Source organism: Mesorhizobium sp. ORM8.1, assembly GCF_053005525.2.
On record NZ_CM132600.1, the window covers coordinates 6702299 to 6718182 of the forward strand.

The 15884-nt window shown below is 60.8% G+C and carries 12 protein-coding genes, 2 tRNA genes and 1 pseudogene; 9 read left to right on the forward strand and 6 right to left on the reverse strand.

Going from position 1 to position 15884, the window contains the following annotated elements; genetic code table 11:
• Positions 1 to 83 precede the first annotated feature (83 nt).
• Both traA and ACVDG8_RS33450 read left to right on the forward strand, forming a co-directional pair.
• Entirely contained in the window at positions 84 to 2681 is a 2598-nt protein-coding gene (gene traA / locus ACVDG8_RS33445) for a Ti-type conjugative transfer relaxase TraA (protein ID WP_447252286.1), read from the forward strand.
• Positions 2678 to 3124, forward strand: a complete 447-nt coding sequence (locus tag ACVDG8_RS33450) for a hypothetical protein (RefSeq protein WP_455707394.1) — start codon at positions 2678 to 2680, stop codon at positions 3122 to 3124. The genes traA and ACVDG8_RS33450 overlap by 4 nt, the downstream gene beginning before the upstream one ends.
• A gap of 16 nt (positions 3125 to 3140) precedes the next feature.
• Here the strand turns inward: ACVDG8_RS33450 and ACVDG8_RS33455 are convergent, their stop codons facing one another.
• The 5 genes from ACVDG8_RS33455 to ACVDG8_RS33475 form a co-directional block, all read right to left on the reverse strand.
• The gene (locus ACVDG8_RS33455) at positions 3141 to 3449 is read right to left on the reverse strand and encodes a hypothetical protein (protein ID WP_455707395.1); all 309 of its coding nucleotides are present in this window, start codon (positions 3447 to 3449) and stop codon (positions 3141 to 3143) included.
• A 43-nt stretch (positions 3450 to 3492) separates the two neighbouring features.
• Positions 3493 to 3885, reverse strand: a complete 393-nt coding sequence (locus ACVDG8_RS33460) for a hypothetical protein (protein ID WP_447252289.1) — start codon at positions 3883 to 3885, stop codon at positions 3493 to 3495.
• 84 nt (positions 3886 to 3969) lie between these two features.
• Positions 3970 to 5346 carry a hypothetical protein gene (locus tag ACVDG8_RS33465; protein ID WP_447252290.1) on the reverse strand — a complete coding sequence of 459 codons (1377 nt, stop codon included), beginning with the start codon at positions 5344 to 5346 and terminating at the stop codon, positions 3970 to 3972.
• The gene (locus tag ACVDG8_RS33470; protein WP_447252291.1) at positions 5333 to 5665 is read right to left on the reverse strand and encodes a sunset domain-containing protein; all 333 of its coding nucleotides are present in this window, start codon (positions 5663 to 5665) and stop codon (positions 5333 to 5335) included. The genes ACVDG8_RS33465 and ACVDG8_RS33470 overlap by 14 nt, the downstream gene beginning before the upstream one ends.
• Positions 5666 to 5721: 56 nt before the next feature.
• Positions 5722 to 6717, reverse strand: a complete 996-nt coding sequence (locus tag ACVDG8_RS33475; protein WP_447252292.1) for a hypothetical protein — start codon at positions 6715 to 6717, stop codon at positions 5722 to 5724.
• A 602-nt stretch (positions 6718 to 7319) separates the two neighbouring features.
• Here ACVDG8_RS33475 and ACVDG8_RS33480 point away from each other — a divergent pair.
• A complete protein-coding gene (locus tag ACVDG8_RS33480; RefSeq protein WP_455707396.1) occupies positions 7320 to 8261 on the forward strand; it encodes a hypothetical protein in 942 nt (313 codons plus the stop codon).
• Between the two features lie 279 nt (positions 8262 to 8540).
• Here the strand turns inward: ACVDG8_RS33480 and ACVDG8_RS33485 are convergent.
• Positions 8541 to 8615, reverse strand: a tRNA-Asn gene (locus tag ACVDG8_RS33485).
• A 220-nt stretch (positions 8616 to 8835) separates the two neighbouring features.
• Here ACVDG8_RS33485 and ACVDG8_RS33490 point away from each other — a divergent pair.
• The 6 genes and pseudogenes from ACVDG8_RS33490 (at position 8836) to ACVDG8_RS33515 (ending at position 15774) form a co-directional block, all read left to right on the forward strand.
• Positions 8836 to 9096, forward strand: a complete 261-nt coding sequence (locus tag ACVDG8_RS33490; protein WP_447252294.1) for a hypothetical protein — start codon at positions 8836 to 8838, stop codon at positions 9094 to 9096.
• A 178-nt stretch (positions 9097 to 9274) separates the two neighbouring features.
• Positions 9275 to 9348 (forward strand) — tRNA-Cys (locus tag ACVDG8_RS33495).
• A 91-nt stretch (positions 9349 to 9439) separates the two neighbouring features.
• Positions 9440 to 10113, forward strand: a pseudogene (locus ACVDG8_RS33500) (protein-L-isoaspartate O-methyltransferase family protein).
• A gap of 186 nt (positions 10114 to 10299) precedes the next feature.
• Positions 10300 to 11682 (forward strand): TolC family outer membrane protein, encoded by a 1383-nt coding sequence (locus ACVDG8_RS33505; RefSeq protein WP_447252295.1) that lies wholly within the window; start codon positions 10300 to 10302, stop codon positions 11680 to 11682.
• A 293-nt stretch (positions 11683 to 11975) separates the two neighbouring features.
• Entirely contained in the window at positions 11976 to 12791 is an 816-nt protein-coding gene (locus tag ACVDG8_RS33510; protein ID WP_447252296.1) for a DUF2497 domain-containing protein, read from the forward strand.
• Positions 12792 to 12990: 199 nt separating this feature from the next.
• On the forward strand, positions 12991 to 15774 hold the full coding sequence (locus ACVDG8_RS33515; protein WP_447252297.1) for a valine--tRNA ligase: 2784 nt from the start codon (positions 12991 to 12993) through the stop codon (positions 15772 to 15774).
• Positions 15775 to 15884 lie beyond the last annotated feature (110 nt).

Genomic DNA, 15884 nt, shown 5'->3' on the forward strand with positions numbered 1-15884 from the left:
GTCCATCCCGAGATTTTTTCGAGGGAGGGCGCGCTTATACGTCGTGCCGACGTTCGCTTTGACGTGCAAATGAATGGATCGCGATGGCGATCTATCATCTTCACGTCAAGGTCATTGGCCGCAAGACAGGCTCGAGCGCTGTGGCGTCGGCCGCCTACCGCTCGGCCTCGCGGCTGCGCGACGAGCGGATCGAACGCACCCATGACTTCTCGGCCAAGCGCGGCGTCGTCCATTCCGAGGTCATGCTGCCGGACAATGCGCCGGATGCGTGGAGCGACCGCGAACGGCTGTGGAATGATGTCGAAGCTTTCGAGGTGAGGAAGGATGCACAGCTTGCGCGCGAGGTGGAGTTTGCCCTGCCCCGCGAACTCAGCCAGGCGCAAGGCATCGAACTGGCGCGCGACTTCGTGCAGGCCGAGTTTGTAAGCCGGGGCATGGTCGCCGATCTTAATGTGCATTGGGACAGGGCAGAGGACGGAAGTCTTAAACCGCATGCCCATGTTATGCTCACCATGCGGTCAGTGGATGAAAAGGATTTTGGGGCGAAGGTACGAGATTGGAACCAGACGGAGCTGGTCGAGCGCTGGCGCGAGCGATGGGCCGAGCTTGCCAATGAACGCCTGGCCGAACTCGACATAGACGCCCGCATCGATCATCGCAGTCTGGAAGCCCAGGGCATTCCCTTGGAGCCGCAAACCCAGATCGGTGCTCCGGCCCAGCGCATTGAAGGCAGCGGCCTTGACGCTGCAGGCATTGAAGCAGATCGCGCCGAGTTGCACCGCGAAATCGCGCGCAACAATGGCGCGCGCATCATTGCCGATCCATCCATGGCGCTGGATGCAATCACGCATCAGCAATCGACCTTCACCAGAAAGGACATTGCGAAGTTCGCGCATCGCCACAGCGATGGATTAGACCAGTTCGACGCGGTGATGGGCGCCATCAGCAGTGCGCCCGACCTTGTCGAACTCGGCAAGGATGGACGCGGCGAAGACCGCTTCACCACACGGCAAATGATCGAGACCGAACAGCGCCTGCACCACGCGGCAGAACGCATGGCCGGGGAGGGACAATATGCGGTGAGTGACAGGGATCGTGCGACGGCACTGGCGCACGCCAGACAGCGCGGCCTTGTTCTGTCAGGCGAGCAGTCCGATGCACTGGATCACATCACGGATGGCCGCGGTCTTGGCGTCGTTGTCGGTTTTGCCGGCACCGGCAAGAGCGCGATGCTGGGTGTGGCGCGCCAGGCCTGGGCAGCAGCGGGTTATGAAGTTCGAGGCGCGGCACTCTCCGGCATTGCGGCCGAGAATCTCGAAAACGGATCAGGTATCTCGGCTCGCACCATCGCCAGCATGGAACACAACTGGGCACAGGGTCGCGATCTGCTCACCGCCCGCGATGTCCTAGTGATCGACGAGGCGGGCATGGTCGGCACGCGCCAGTTGGAGCGCGTGCTCTCCCATGCGGCCGACGCTGGCGCGAAGGTCGTGCTGGTCGGCGATCCGCAGCAGCTGCAGGCGATCGAAGCGGGTGCTGCATTTCGTTCGATCCACGAACGCCATGGCGGCGTCGAAATCGGTCAGGTGCGCAGGCAGCGCCAGGACTGGCAGCGTGACGCCACCCGCGATCTGGCAACCGGCAGGATCGGCGCTGCGATCAGCGCCTATGACGCGCAAGATATGGTGCACCAGGCTGCGTCGCGCGATGAGGCGCGCAGCGATCTTGTCGAGCGCTGGGATCGCGACAGGCAGGTCCATCCAGAGGCGAGCCGGATCATTCTCACCCACACCAACGATGAAGTGCGCGCGCTGAACAAGGCAGCGCGCGAGCGTATGCGCGCTGCTGGAGATCTCGGCGCCGACGTGCAAGTGGCTGCCGAACGCGGCGCAAGGGACTTCGCCAGCGGCGATCGCGTCATGTTCCTGCGCAACGAGCGGTCGCTTGGCGTCAAGAACGGCACGCTCGGTGTGGTCGAAGAGGTCAGCATCCAAAGGATGACGGTGCAAACCGACGACGGCAGGTCGGTGCGGTTTGACCTGAAAGACTATGCCCACATCGATCACGGCTATGCCGCGACCGTCCACAAGGCCCAGGGCATGACGATCGACCGCACGCATGTCCTGGCGACGCCGGGCATGGATGTGCATGGCAGCTACGTCTCCCTGTCGCGGCACCGAGACGGGATGGACCTGCATTATGGCAGCGACGACTTCGCGACCCGCGACCAGCTGGTCCGGACGCTGTCACGCGACCGCGCCAAGGACATGGCGTCGGATTACGACCAGATCGACCCGGCGCAGAGCTATGCCGAGCGGCGCGGGATCACCTTCCGCGAGCGCGTGGTCGAGATCGTGCGCCGGATGGTTCCGGAGAAGCTGCGCGACAGGATGGGTCGGCTGCTCGACGGGTTGCGCTCTCCCGGAGACGTGGAGCCCGGTCAGGATCGTCGGCATCAGCCGGGAAGGGAAGACGGTCGAGCGCAAAACGGCGATGCCGCGCCTGGAGGAGAAGCTTCAGCCAGGGGGCGCAGCGCGAAACGGATTTGCCGGCGGACGCGGAGGCGGCGTTGCGCAGCGCTCGCACGAAGGCGCTCGTGCACCACGCGCGTGCTCTCGATGCTGTTACGCGCAGCGGAAATGCGGACGGGCAGGGGACTCCCGAGCAGATGCGGGAATTGAGAGAGGCGCGCGACGCTTTCGAGAAGGTTCGGCCTCATGGCTGGCGCGATGCCGAAGCCGCCTATGTCAAGAATCCCGACTTGGTTCGTGAAGCGGGGACCGGCCGCGTCAATCGCATCGTGCTCGCTCTCCAGCTTGAAACCGAAATCCGCACTGGAGTGAGCAACGATCCGATCCGCCGCGCCGATCGTTTCGTGGAACGCTGGCAGAAGCTCCACCGGACAAGCCAGGAGCAATACCAGGCCGGTGACATGTCAGGCTACAAGTCAACGCGCTCGGCCATGTCCGACATGGCCAAGAGTCTCGAACGGGATCCACAGCTTGAATCCCAACTTGCCAATCACAAAAAGGCGCTTGGCATCCAGGTCGAATCCGGCCGGCGGTTGGGTGCGGAACTCGCGTTCAACCACGGTATTGGCAGGGGGCGTGGCATAGGAATCTAGACTTAATACGAAATGGCTAGGCGCAGAGCAAGCCGGCAATCCCGGAGCAGCTAAGCCCGCCAATATGACGCGGCCTGCCGCAATGCCTAGAACTCGGCCAAGCCATCAACCAGAAGGTTCTCGGCGCCGCGACGGCGCGCAGCAGATAATGCCCGACGTGCTGGCGATTATAGAACCTTGGCTGAACGGCTTGAAGCGGCAAGGCGGTGGCGGTTTTCAAAGACAAGTTCTCGCCGCGGCTTACGTTGCTGCCCGGACGACGCCGCATGATGCCGCTGCTCACGTTCATCGCCTCGATCGCCGCCGCGGAGCGCTGCCGCTGCACTGACGGTGTCCTATCGAAAAGGGAGACATGACGATGGACGATCCTATTGAGCGGAGCCTGCAGGAGCTGCCGCTGTCAGAATACGTTGCCCAAATATACGTGCATGGTCGAGAGGAACCTGTATTCCTAGAACGACCTCACCAAAATAGAATTTCAGTGTCAGCGTGTCTTCAGTGGCCCCAGGGGCGACATTCCACCCCGAGCAGCTGACAGCAGTGAACGGGGCGCGATCGTCAATCGGTCGCGAAGCGCTCGGGTTGACGCTTCTGTTCATGTCATAGGCCTTCGTGGCGAGGCCCAAAGCCGTCCCGAACAGTTTGCTGATATCGCCGATTGGGAGATCGAAAGACTCGCCCGGGGCGTCGTCCCGCAAAGGCGTAATAGTCATCGTGCCTTGCGGGTAGTTCGCATTAAACCTTAGACCAGCCTTGCTCATGGCTTCATCCGGCCTTCTTGAACAGATACCATCCTGGCACGTGGAATATCACCTTCTTAACGGCGGTGAACCTGCATCTGACTCTTACGGAACGTAAAGCGGGGAGGTGGCTGCGTCCTGCGCACCGAATGTAATGTCGACCCAGTCGTCATCGTGCGGATAACCGGGTATGAACTCGATTTTTGTGATTGTCCTTCCATCTTTCACGAACTGAGCAAACAACTCAGAGGCGCGCGGCGAGCGACTGTTCTCACCGTCAAGGATCTCCTGTGCCGATCCCCCTGCAAGAATCTGTGCCAGAGACCGAGCAGGAATCCGCAATTTGCTGTCACCGAAAATTGTCATCCCGCCTCGAAAGCCAGAGTTCCGTCCCGCCTTCATTCGATTGCCGTATGCCGATTCAATATTCTGGAGCGGGGGGTCAAGTTGCTGCAACGCATCCCGAATGAGAATTTCAACCAAGTGTCGTAGGGAATTGTCTCTCGCGATAACGCTATAGCTAACCACGTACCTTGTCTCCCTATCGCCGCGAAGAGAGCGAGGCAGTAGAACAGGGCCGAGGGAAGACGAGCGAGCCGGCGGATCGTACTTTTCGACGCTAAAAAGGGCAATGAAGTCCAGCTTTTTGCTCTTCGCGAGATATCGGTTTGCGATGTCATGGATGGGGAATTTTCGGTAAGGCGATCCTTTCGTCCATAAGTCCGAACCTCCGTCGCAAAGATAGACACCACGGATGGCCCCAGTAGGCGCGGATGCTAGCTGCTTCCCGGCTGTGTCGAGCGCGCCTTTCGCAACGGAGTCGACGTCATGGTCATGCTTTCGATGAGTTGTGAAGGTTGAGAAATTGGCTCCGATCAGTGGCATGTCTTTGAACCGCGCTGGAGCGAAATTTACAGCGGTCTCCACTCCCTCGAAAACAAGGATATGGGAAAAGGGCGAGGTGAAGTCACCGCCTCGCCGAAGCAGGTCGTTGACCAACGTCTTAGTAACTTTGGAAATGTCGTTCTTAGGCGGCAGGACGGGGACGTGGACCAACTGGCCGTCGATCTTTTCACTCCGGGATCCAAATTTGACTTCGAAGTCCCCCAAGACCGGCAACCGGCGAACGATTTGTTCGCTCAATAATTGCATGAAGAACTCGACCGGATATAAGTCATGCGCGTGGTCATCGGAGATAGCCTTCACGTCGATATATATCGAATAATCCGAAAGATGGATGTCTGGTCGTTTTCCATCTTCAAGAATGGTTTCGTGCTTTGCCCCATGTGCCAGGAGATGACCGACAAATAGATAAATTTCCCAAACCTCGGGAATTCCGTTCTTGTTAGGCCTGTCGACATTCGTCGCCAGTTTTCTCAGTTGACCGGGAGGCACATGCGGCGCAGCCGTATTGATCAACTTCTGCAAAGTTCGCCTTGAAAATATCAGCATCGGCCTTTTCTGCCAGTCATCGCCGTGCACGTCTCCAGCCAGCCCCTTGAGCTTCAGTCTCGCTGCAGAACCAGCGCTCCCCCTTCAGAAGGTTGATACGGGTCGCGCTGTAATACTCCTGGCCCGGAACATGGTAGATGCGCTCGCCGCCGTAATAGCTGATATTGCCTTTGATATTGCAACTGGTGAATTCGGGCCCGATCTGGACTGCCAGCGCTCCGCCGATGAGTCCGCCGGCTACCAGGATAGTTGCCCACCAGGACGCGCGAGCCCGTGGCCGTCGGCTGTGGTGACGATAACGCCGGCGATTGTACTCATTGTCCGCGACATAGCGGTAGCGCTTGCCCACGAGCCTCTCTCCCCAAGGACAATATGCCGGCGATCAATGTTGAGTACAAGTTCGCGCTAATATAGCGTGACCCGAGAGAGGGATTGCTGATGCTCAAGCCAAGACGAAAGCCGCCGAAGGCCTATCCGAATGCCGATCGCTTCGGAGAGGACGGCCGGCGGCTCTATAGCGCCTACGATGCGACGGCCGCTCGATCGACTCGACAAGTCTGGGTCAAACGCATGCGGCTCGCCGCAATCGTTGTAGCGCTGGTCGCCGCGGTTCTCGTGGTCGCCGTCTGCAGCGTGTTGCCGCACTGAGCATTTGAGAAGAAGAAACCGTCCAGCACTGGGCTCTCTATCGAGTGAGCGATAGGCCTGGTCAAGCTCGATCAACCGTGTGGCCATTTCCTCCAAGTAAGGCACGGCTCGTGTCAGATCCATCAGCACCTCACGGGCAAGTTGACGGTCGGCAGTCGTAACGCCGAAGTTCTGACGACCGCCATCCGACTGGTCAACTTTCAGCGTGGTGGAGTCTGTTCTCGCTACAAGGTCATCGTAGATCAGGGAGAGCCGGTGGCTATAAAGATCGGTCGCTTCCACGAGCGACCGCCTCTTGAGGATCCCTTGCAGAGCAAAAGCGAGCCTTGCCACTTCGGAGCTATCGCCCATTTGGAGCTCGCCTATGTCTTCGCCGATCGCCGCGTGCCGAAGCTTGAAACGAGCGAGATCGTCAAGCCATATTCGGACGTCCAGCGCTGTGGGAAACGTAGCTCTTTCCGCTCGAAGTTGGTCACTGCGCAGAGTCAGACGAACGAGCTGGCGGTGGCGATCCTCTTGACGTTCCTCTGCCTCTCGAAAACGCATCTGCTGCCCTTCGTCAGTTTGCCGCATTTGGTAGACGGTCATCACCGCGGCCACGACAGCAGCCAACCCCGCAATCAGGGTAGACCAACCCTTCAGCCAAATGGTGATCGGGTCGCTTTGCCCACCGAACATCATAACCACAACGATAGTCACGATTGGCAGGGCCACACCGATGAAAGCAAGTCGTCCGCTGTAGTCAGGTCTCATCCGCGCCCCCTGGTCGCGAGACAATGAGCCATGGAGGAGTTCTCAGCAATCCGTGTGGCCAACAGCCAACAAGCGCTTCGGCTCAAAAAACCGCCGGCCTGAGCCGACGGGTCTATATGAACAGCATGAGGCAATGTCACGCTTCGCTAAGCCGTGCCCTGGCAAGTCGAGGACGGCGAGCCCTACCTCGGCTGGCAGAGAAGATCGGCTTCGGACTCGTCGGCTGTCAAAACTTTGATGATCGAGAAAATGAAGACGAGCGCGAGCCGAACGGCGGCGACGACGACGACCGCGATAACTGATAGTGTCGCGGACTTGTCCAAGGATGGCCTGGCGGCTGCGGTCGCCGGGTCTTTTCGTTATTACGTGGGTCGTGCAGAAAAGGGGTGGAATAGTCTAAGTGGAGCAACCATGACCTTGTTGGAGGTTCTCAAAGAAGTCGAGCCCGCAGCTCGATCTGACGGCTCAAAGAGATGGAACTTCGACGAGCCGGGGATTAAGGAGTTAGCTGGTGCTATCACTGAGGTTTATGGAAAGGGGGAGCTGACCTTTTTTGGACAAAAACAGATTCACCGGGGCGGCTCCCCAATGTTGGCCAGGATGTGCATGCAGGTGCTGGCCGAACGGGGCCTTCGGCAACGGTCGCTTGGCTTGAGAAACTTCATAACGCGAAGAACCCAAGTGTCCGCACCGTTATCGAGGTCGTTGGGCTGGAATGCAAAGAAACGATCCAGTTTTCGACCGGTGTTCGGCTTTCATTGTTGGACGAGTTGCCTCAATCACCCAACGTAAAAGCGCTCGGAAGAAGCTACGAGTCAAACTTTGAGACCATGTCGGTTCCGTCGCACGCCCCGACCGTAGCGGTACACGAGGATGCGATATTTGGAGCCTCGCGCGAGCCGGCGCCCGAGATTCGATCGCAGAAGTTGATCGAGCAGGCACTCCTTGGCCTTTGTGCTTCTGGCGAAGTCTTCCCAAATACAGGTTCGCGCTGGCAAGAGTTCGTTGATCCAGACTTCGAAGCCGCCGTTTTCGGCAGGATGTGGGGAGGTGAGCAGGCAGGTCATCCACCAACCGCCCAAGTGTCCGACAAGGCAGTCGCCTATGCCGAGAAGTTCATTTCCCTGAACGGTGACCTGGCGCGCCGCTGTCACATCGCTGCGCATCGCATCCGCTCTGCACGTAGTCGATGGGATCACAGTCAGCGGGTAATCGATATTGCAGTTGCGCTTGAAGCGCTTCTGTTGCCACCCGAGAGCGCATCCGAGATCGCACATCGATTGAAGATCAGGGCCGCGATGTTGGTTGCGTCAAGCCATGAGGAGCGATCCGAGATCGCCAAGCTGATCAAAGACTTCTATTCAGTGCGGAGTAAGGTGGTTCATGGAGTTGTGGTTGCTCCGGTGCAAAAGCATTTTGAGACGATCGAACGCGTCCAAAAAATCGCAGAGCAAATTTTACGAATCGAAATTGATTTGGGACGGACACCAAATTTCGATGCGATCGACCTGGGCGGGCCCCGCCTGAAAGCCGTGAGCTGCTAGCCAACCACAGCGAAGCCGACCGCGATTCTTACTCCAATAGCAATGCCGGTCATCAGACTGCCGGCGAGGCGAAAGGCTGCTCCACGAAGGATGCGGAGATCCAGGATCGGCTGTTACTGCTGCAGGGCGATTAAATCGTCAAAAACGCGTTCCATGGTGATTTTCTCTCCCTCGGGCGATTCCCGCGCAGTCGGGCCTAGCGAAGTCGAGTTGTGTAGATATGCTGTAGATCAGCCGTTTTTCGGCCGTTCCTGAAAACGCTCAAGACCTTGGAATTGTTGGCTCCCCGGGCCGGATTCGAACCAGCGACCAACCGGTTAACAGCCGGTTGCTCTACCACTGAGCTACCGGGGAACGTTGGCTCTCATGTGAGTGGGGGAGCCTATAGCAAACCCGTTTCCGCTTTGCAAAGAAGCATTTCACATTTCTCCGGAGTTTTTTCGGGCGGCAATTTGTAGCAATTTGCGGCAGGCGTTCTCATATCAGCCATCCGCGATCCTATCGGGAACAAGAGGCGCCACGCCGCTTTTGCCTTTGAAGGGTTCGATCGCGGGAACAGGAACAGGTTCAAGGAATGACGGCAACCGACGACAACAGCGCACCGGCGCGCAAGATTTCGATCTTCGGCCGCGAGTTCACCATGCCCCGTTCGCGCGGCTTGAGGGTCGCGATCGGCGTGCTGCTGACCATCGGCGGCATCCTCGGCTTTCTGCCTATACTCGGCTTCTGGATGATTCCGATCGGTCTCCTGGTGTTGTCCTACGAGTTCGCGCTGGTGCGCCGCCACCGGCGCCGCTTCGTCATCTGGTGGGAACGCCGGCGCCGGCCGAACTAAGGGGCCGGCGGTCGCGACAGCGCGGCGCCATGGGATTTCTGTCTTGATCGGCCAAAACGGATTGGTAATCACCAATTTATTCGCTTGCGCCGGAAAGCGCGGGGAATGGCGCAGGGGCGCTTGACGACCTTTCAGCACCAACATAATGAGTTCGCTCGGAACGCCGGGAGCATTACGAGGCCTCGTGGCGGAGTGGTTACGCAGAGGACTGCAAATCCTTGCACCCCGGTTCGATTCCGGGCGAGGCCTCCAGATGCCCGGGCTCCAGCGCTATAGCGCCGGAGCGGAGGTTCCAGTCGAACAGAGCCGCGCTTTGACGCGCGGAGAGCGGATTGGTTGGGACATGAGCGCTGATTTCTCCGAACGCCGCCTGAAAATGGTCGATGGCCAGGTCCGAACCACCGACGTCACCAGCGCGCCGCTTATCGACGCCATGCTATCGGTGCCGCGCGAGATCTTCGTCGACGCCGGACAGCGCGATCTTGCCTATATCGACGAGGACATCCGCATCTCGGACGGCGTCAATGGCGGCGGCGCGCGCTATTTGATGGAGCCCTCACCGTTCGCCAAGCTGCTGCAACTGGCCGAGATCGATGCGAGCGATTCGGTGCTCGATGTCGGCTGCGGCACCGGCTATTCGGCCGCGATCTTGTCGCGACTTGCGCGTTCCGTCGTTGCGCTGGAGAGCGATCCGGCGCTGGCGGAAGCCGCGAAATCCACGCTTTCGGGCCTTGGCTGCCAGAACGTCACGGTGGTCACCGGGGCGCTGCCGCAAGGGCAGGCCGCCAAGGGCCCTTACAACGTCATCTTCATCGGCGGCAGCGTCGAGGAAGTGCCGGCGGCATTGCTCGACCAGCTTGCCGAAGAGGGCCGCCTCGTTGCCGTGGAAGGGCAGGGCAACTCAGGTGTCGCCCGGCTGTTTTTTAAGGCAGGGGGGTTGTAACCGGAAGACGCGCCTTTAATGCGGCAATTAAGCCACTACCGGGATTTGAACGCATCCACGCATTCGAATTCTGAGTGATTTTGCCTTGCAGCGAAGGCGCTGTCATGATGGCTTGCGTTCAGCAATCGTTGCTGATTGGTTAACCGGGAAGTTTTCGGGAGGCCGTCAGCGGGGGAACGATAAGACAACGCGGCGCCGGTCGACCCCTTGGGGTGGGCTTGCGCGGCGTGGTTCCCATGCAAACGAATGAGGGAAATAACGTGCCGTCCGTTCGAAAGAAATTTTTATTCGCTATCCTTTTTTCCGCCACGGCGCTTTCGCCGCTGGCCGCCTCCGCCGAAACCATCCTGGGCGCGCTCGCCAAGGCCTATCAATACAATTCACAGCTCAATGCGGCGCGTGCCGGCGTGCGGGTCACTGATGAAGGCGTCGCCATCGCCAAGTCGGGCTGGCGCCCGACCATCACCGGTTCGGGAAGCGTCGACTACACGAACACGCATGCCGTGGGCACCACCCGCAGAATAACGACGGGCAGCTTCGGCGTGCAGATCAACCAGACGCTGTTCGACGGCTTTCAGACCAGGAACAATGTCGCGGCCGCCGAATCGCAGGTGAAGGCTTCGGTCGAAAGCCTGCGCAACACCGAAGAGAACATCCTGTTCAATGCGGCAAGCGCCTATATGGACGTGATTCGCGACCGCCAGGTCGCGATGTTGACCGAGCAGAACCTGCAGTTCCTGACCGAGCAGGCGCGCGCCGCGCGGTCGCGCTTCGAGGTCGGCGAAGGCACCCGAACCGACGTCGCGCAGGCCGACGCCTCGCGTGCGACGGCCGTGGCCCAGCTCAGCGCTGCTCGTGCAACCGCTTTGGCAAGTGCCGCCACCTATCACCAGATCGTCGGCGACGAGCCGGGTAAACTGAAAGCTGCTTCGCCGTTGGGCAAGCTTTTGCCAGGAAGCCTCGATTCGGCTCTATCCGTCGCCTCGGCCGAACATCCGGCCATTCTGGCCACGCAGCACCTCGTCGACGCCGCGGCATTTACCGTGAAGTCCGCGGAGGGCGCGCTGCTGCCGCAGATTTCGGCTTCCGCCGGCCTCTCGGACAATTACAGCAAGACCGTTCCTAATTCGTTCGCGACCTCCAACGGCAACTCGACATCAGCCGATATCGGCGCCACGCTGACCATCCCGATCTATTCGGGCGGGCGGACGTCGGCACTCGTGCGGCAGAACAAGGAATCCTTGAGCGAAGCCCGCATCCAGGTCGACGTCAGCCGCGATCAGGTGCGCCAGGCTTTGGTCACGGCGTGGACGCAGTACACCTCCGCGCGCGAAAGCGTGGATGCCAACACCCAGGTGATCGCCGCCGCGCAGCTAGCGCTCAACGGCGTCATCGAGGAACGTAATGTCGGTCAGCGCACCACGCTCGACGTGCTCAACGCGCAGAACGCCGTCATCACAGCCAAGATCAATCAGGCGAGTTCCGAGCATGACGTTGTGGTGGCGAGCTATGCAATCCTGTCTGCAATGGGTCATCTCTCGGTCGACCGGCTCGGCCTGGCGGTGACGAAATACAGACCGGAAGAGCATTACAACGCCGTCAAGGACAAGTGGATCGGACTGCGCACGCCAGACGGCCGCTGATTCCAGAGCCTGAACCTTTCGCAGGCGCCGCGTATCCGAGGGATGCGCGGCGTTTGTCTTTTTGAGCGGCGTGGCCCGGCGGCATTCGGAGCGGTTCGTGGAAGCGCCGAGCCGCCGAGCCCGACCGTCACACGCCTTTCCCGGATTTGCTCTAATCTGTTGAAATCCAACGCGTCTCCATATTGGGGATTCTCGGATGGCGATCGGTCGGTTACGCTAGTCGCACTGATTCGAATTCCGGTCCGGGCGGGAGCGGAATTCCGCAACGGGTCACAAGGGCGGCGGATGTGACGATGGCGACGGCAAGCAGCGCGCAGCGCGAACCTTCCATGGAAGAAATCCTGGCTTCGATCCGAAGGATCATCGAAGACAGCGACACCGGCCGCAAGCAGCCCGATGCCGCTGAATTGCGCCAGGATCTGGAGCCGAGCGCGGTTGCAGCCCCCGTGGTCGAGGTTGACGCTTTCCGCTCGGAACTTCATGCCGACGCCGAGCCGCGCAAGCCGGTAACGTTGGCGGAAGTTCAGGCCCAGCTTGCAGCCGCCGATCCGGCTGTGGCGCGTGCCGAGATCCGCCCGGAGTCAGTGAAGGCGGCATCGCCGCCGACGACCCTGGCCGATGTCAGTGCCAGGAGCGCGATTGAGCCCAGCGCGCCGGTTGCAGTGAGCAAGCCCGCCCCGGCAAGCGCGCCGCAAACCGCCGAGACCATTGTCTCCGATTGGCGGCGCGAAATCGCGGCCGCGGGTGGCGGCACGGTTACCGCCAAGCCGACGGTTCGCGCGCCGGAGCCGGCGCCGAAAGCAGAGACGCCAAAAGAGGACGCAAGGCCAGCGGTTGACGTTGCCGCCGTGCACCCAGACCCCGCGCCCGCGCCGGAGACGCCGACGGCCCGGCCAGCTATCGTTTCGGAACATACCGGACGTCAGGTGGCGGCTGCCTTTGGCGAGCTGTCGGATGCCTTTGCCAGCCGTGGCAAGAAAAGCTTCGACGAGATGGCCGAGGAGATGCTGCGGCCGATGCTGCAGGACTGGCTGGACAACAATCTGCCGACGCTGGTCGAGAGGCTGGTGCGCGAAGAGATCGAGCGCGTCGCGCGCGGCGCGCAGTAGCGCATCGCAATTTTCGGGTTGCAAGACGCCGCCCGGGCGGCGTTTTCGTTTCGGGGTGCTCGCGGGCGCCGCTCAGGCATTGCCGTTGGCTGCGACAGGCCTATCTGTGAGCTGGCCGCTGCCCTTGCGGTTGACTTGGCCAAGACCTTCCGATTTACACCGAACCGATAAAAATCCCGACAGCGCGGACCGTTTTCCCATGCTTGAAAAGACCTACGACGCCAAGACCGTCGAGCCGAAGATCGCCAAAGTCTGGGAAGAGGCGGATGCCTTCCGCGCCGGCGCGGGCGCGGAGGAAGGGGCCGAAGCCTTCACCGTGGTCATCCCGCCGCCGAACGTCACCGGCTCGCTGCATATGGGCCACGCGCTCAACAACACGCTGCAGGACATCCTCGTGCGCTTCGAGCGCATGCGCGGCAAGAACGTGCTGTGGCAGCCCGGCATGGACCATGCCGGCATCGCCACGCAGATGGTGGTCGAGCGCCAGCTGATGGAAAAGCAGATCCATCGCCGCGATCTGACGCGCGAACAGTTCATCGAGAAAGTCTGGGAGTGGAAGGCGGAATCCGGCGGATCGATCCTCAACCAGCTGAAGCGGCTCGGCGCTTCGGCCGATTGGTCACGCGAACGCTTCACCATGGACGAGGGCCTGTCCAAGGCGGTCCTCGAAGTTTTCGTCGGCCTCTACAAGGAAGGCTTGATTTACAAGGACAAGCGCCTTGTGAATTGGGATCCGAAACTGCTCACCGCCATTTCCGATCTCGAAGTCGAGCAGCATGAGGTCAACGGCAATCTCTGGCACTTCCGCTATCCGATCGAAGGCGAGGTGTTCGATCCGGAGAACCCGAAGACATTCATTGTCGTGGCCACGACCCGTCCCGAGACGATGCTCGGCGATACGGCGGTGGCCGTCAATCCGGATGACGAGCGCTTCACCGATCTCGTCGGCCGCAATGTCGTGCTGCCGATCGTCGGCCGCAAAATACCTGTTGTCGCGGATGAGTATTCCGATCCGGAGAAGGGCTCCGGCGCGGTCAAGATCACGCCCGCGCATGACTTCAACGATTTCGAGGTCGGCAAGCGCCACAAGCTGCCGGCGATCAACATCCTGACGGTCGAGGCTGCGATCAAGCTCAAGGACAATGAGGACTTCCTCGCGGGCCTCGATGCCACGCCGGAACGTCAGGCTGTCTGGGACGAGCTCGACGGGCTCGACCGGTTCGTTGCGCGCAAGAAGATCGTCGAGCTCATGGAAGGAGGCGGCTTCCTCGACAAGGTCGAGCCGCATCGCCATGCCGTGCCGCATGGCGACCGCGGCGGCGTGCCGATCGAGCCGTTCCTGACCGAGCAGTGGTATGCCAATGCGGCCGAGCTGGCCAAGCCGGCGATCGCCTCGGTACGCGAGGGCCGTACCAACTTCGTGCCGAAGAATTGGGAAAAGACCTATTTCGACTGGATGGAGAACATCCAGCCCTGGTGCATTTCGCGCCAGCTCTGGTGGGGCCACCAGATCCCGGCCTGGTACGGGCCGGACGGGCGCGTCTTCGTCGAGAAGACCGAAGAAGAGGCGCTGGCCGCGGCCGTCGAATATTATCTGGCCCTGGAAGGCCCATGGAAGGCCTGGGTCGAGGACAAGCTCGAGAACTTCAAGCCGGGCGAGATCCTGACCCGCGACGAGGACGTACTCGACACCTGGTTCTCCTCGGCACTTTGGCCGTTCTCGACGCTGGGCTGGCCCGATCACACGCCGGAGCTCAAGACCTACTACCAGACCGACGTGCTGGTCACCGGCTTCGACATCATTTTCTTCTGGGTTGCCCGGATGATGATGATGGGCCTGCATTTCATGCATGAGGAGCCATTCCACACCGTCTATGTGCATGCACTGGTGCGCGACAAGAACGGGCAGAAGATGTCGAAGTCGAAAGGCAACGTCATCGACCCGCTTGACCTGATCGATGAGTATGGCGCCGACGCGCTGCGCTTCACGCTGACGGTCATGGCGGCGCAAGGGCGCGACGTGAAGCTCGACCCGGCGCGTATCGCCGGCTACCGCAATTTCGGCACCAAGCTGTGGAACGCGACGCGCTTTGCCGAGATGAACGAGGTCGCCCGCAATGACGAGGTCTGGCTGAACGACGCAAAACTCGCGGTCAACCGCTGGATCCTGACGGAGCTGACGCGGGCGGCGCGCGCGATCACCGAGGGCATCACCAGCTATCGCTTCAACGAGGCGGCGGGCGCTGCCTATCGTTTCGTCTGGAACTTGTTCTGCGACTGGTATCTGGAGCTCCTGAAGCCGGTGTTCATGGGCACGGACGAGGCCGCCAAGGCGGAAAGCCGGGCTTGCGTCGCCTTCGTGCTCGACGAGATCTACAAGCTCCTGCATCCGATGATGCCGTTCATGACCGAGGAATTGTGGGCCGAGACCGCGGGCGAGGGCAGGGAGCGCGAAACGCTGCTTTGCCATGCCGCCTGGCCGTCGCCCGACTTCGAGGATGACGAGGCTGCCGCCGACATCAACTGGCTGGTCGAGCTTGTCTCGGGCATCAGGTCGGTGCGTTCGGAAATGAACGTGCCGCCGGCGGCGATCGCGCCGTTGGTCGTGGTCGGCGCCAATGCGGCGACGCGTCAGCGGTTGGTCCGCGAGGAACAGGCGATCAAGCGACTGGCGCGGGTCGGCGAAATCTCGCTTGCCGATGCCGCACCCAAGGGCTCGGCACAGATTGTGGTCAACGAGGCGACGATCTGCCTGCCGCTCGGCAGCCTGATCGATCTCCAGGCCGAGGCCGCGCGGCTGCAGAAGGAGCTGGGCAAGGTGACCGAGGAAATCGCGCGGCTGCACAAGAAGCTTTCGAACGAAAAGTTCGTCGCCAGCGCACCGGCCGAGATCGTCGAGGCGGAGCGTGAAAAGCTCAACGAATATCGCGAGGCGCAGGAGAAGCTTTCGGTGGCTTTGACCAGGGTTCGCGACGCCGGCTGAGCGGCAAGATTCGCTGCTCGCCAGGCGCCGGTTTCCGGTAGGTCAGCCGCCTATGAAACAGGCATGTCGTTGCGTTAATTTTGACGTAAAGGGAAACTTTGCGCCCCATT

Coding starts and splice junctions, on each gene's coding strand:
- ACVDG8_RS33460 (WP_447252289.1), bottom strand. CDS start 3,885: ATGAGCAAGGCTGGTCTAAGGTTTAATGCGAACTACCCGCAAGGCACG.
- ACVDG8_RS33475 (WP_447252292.1), bottom strand. CDS start 6,717: ATGAGACCTGACTACAGCGGACGACTTGCTTTCATCGGTGTGGCCCTG.
- ACVDG8_RS33515 (WP_447252297.1), top strand. CDS start 12,991: ATGCTTGAAAAGACCTACGACGCCAAGACCGTCGAGCCGAAGATCGCC.
- traA (WP_447252286.1), top strand. CDS start 84: ATGGCGATCTATCATCTTCACGTCAAGGTCATTGGCCGCAAGACAGGC.
- ACVDG8_RS33490 (WP_447252294.1), top strand. CDS start 8,836: ATGACGGCAACCGACGACAACAGCGCACCGGCGCGCAAGATTTCGATC.
- ACVDG8_RS33510 (WP_447252296.1), top strand. CDS start 11,976: ATGGCGACGGCAAGCAGCGCGCAGCGCGAACCTTCCATGGAAGAAATC.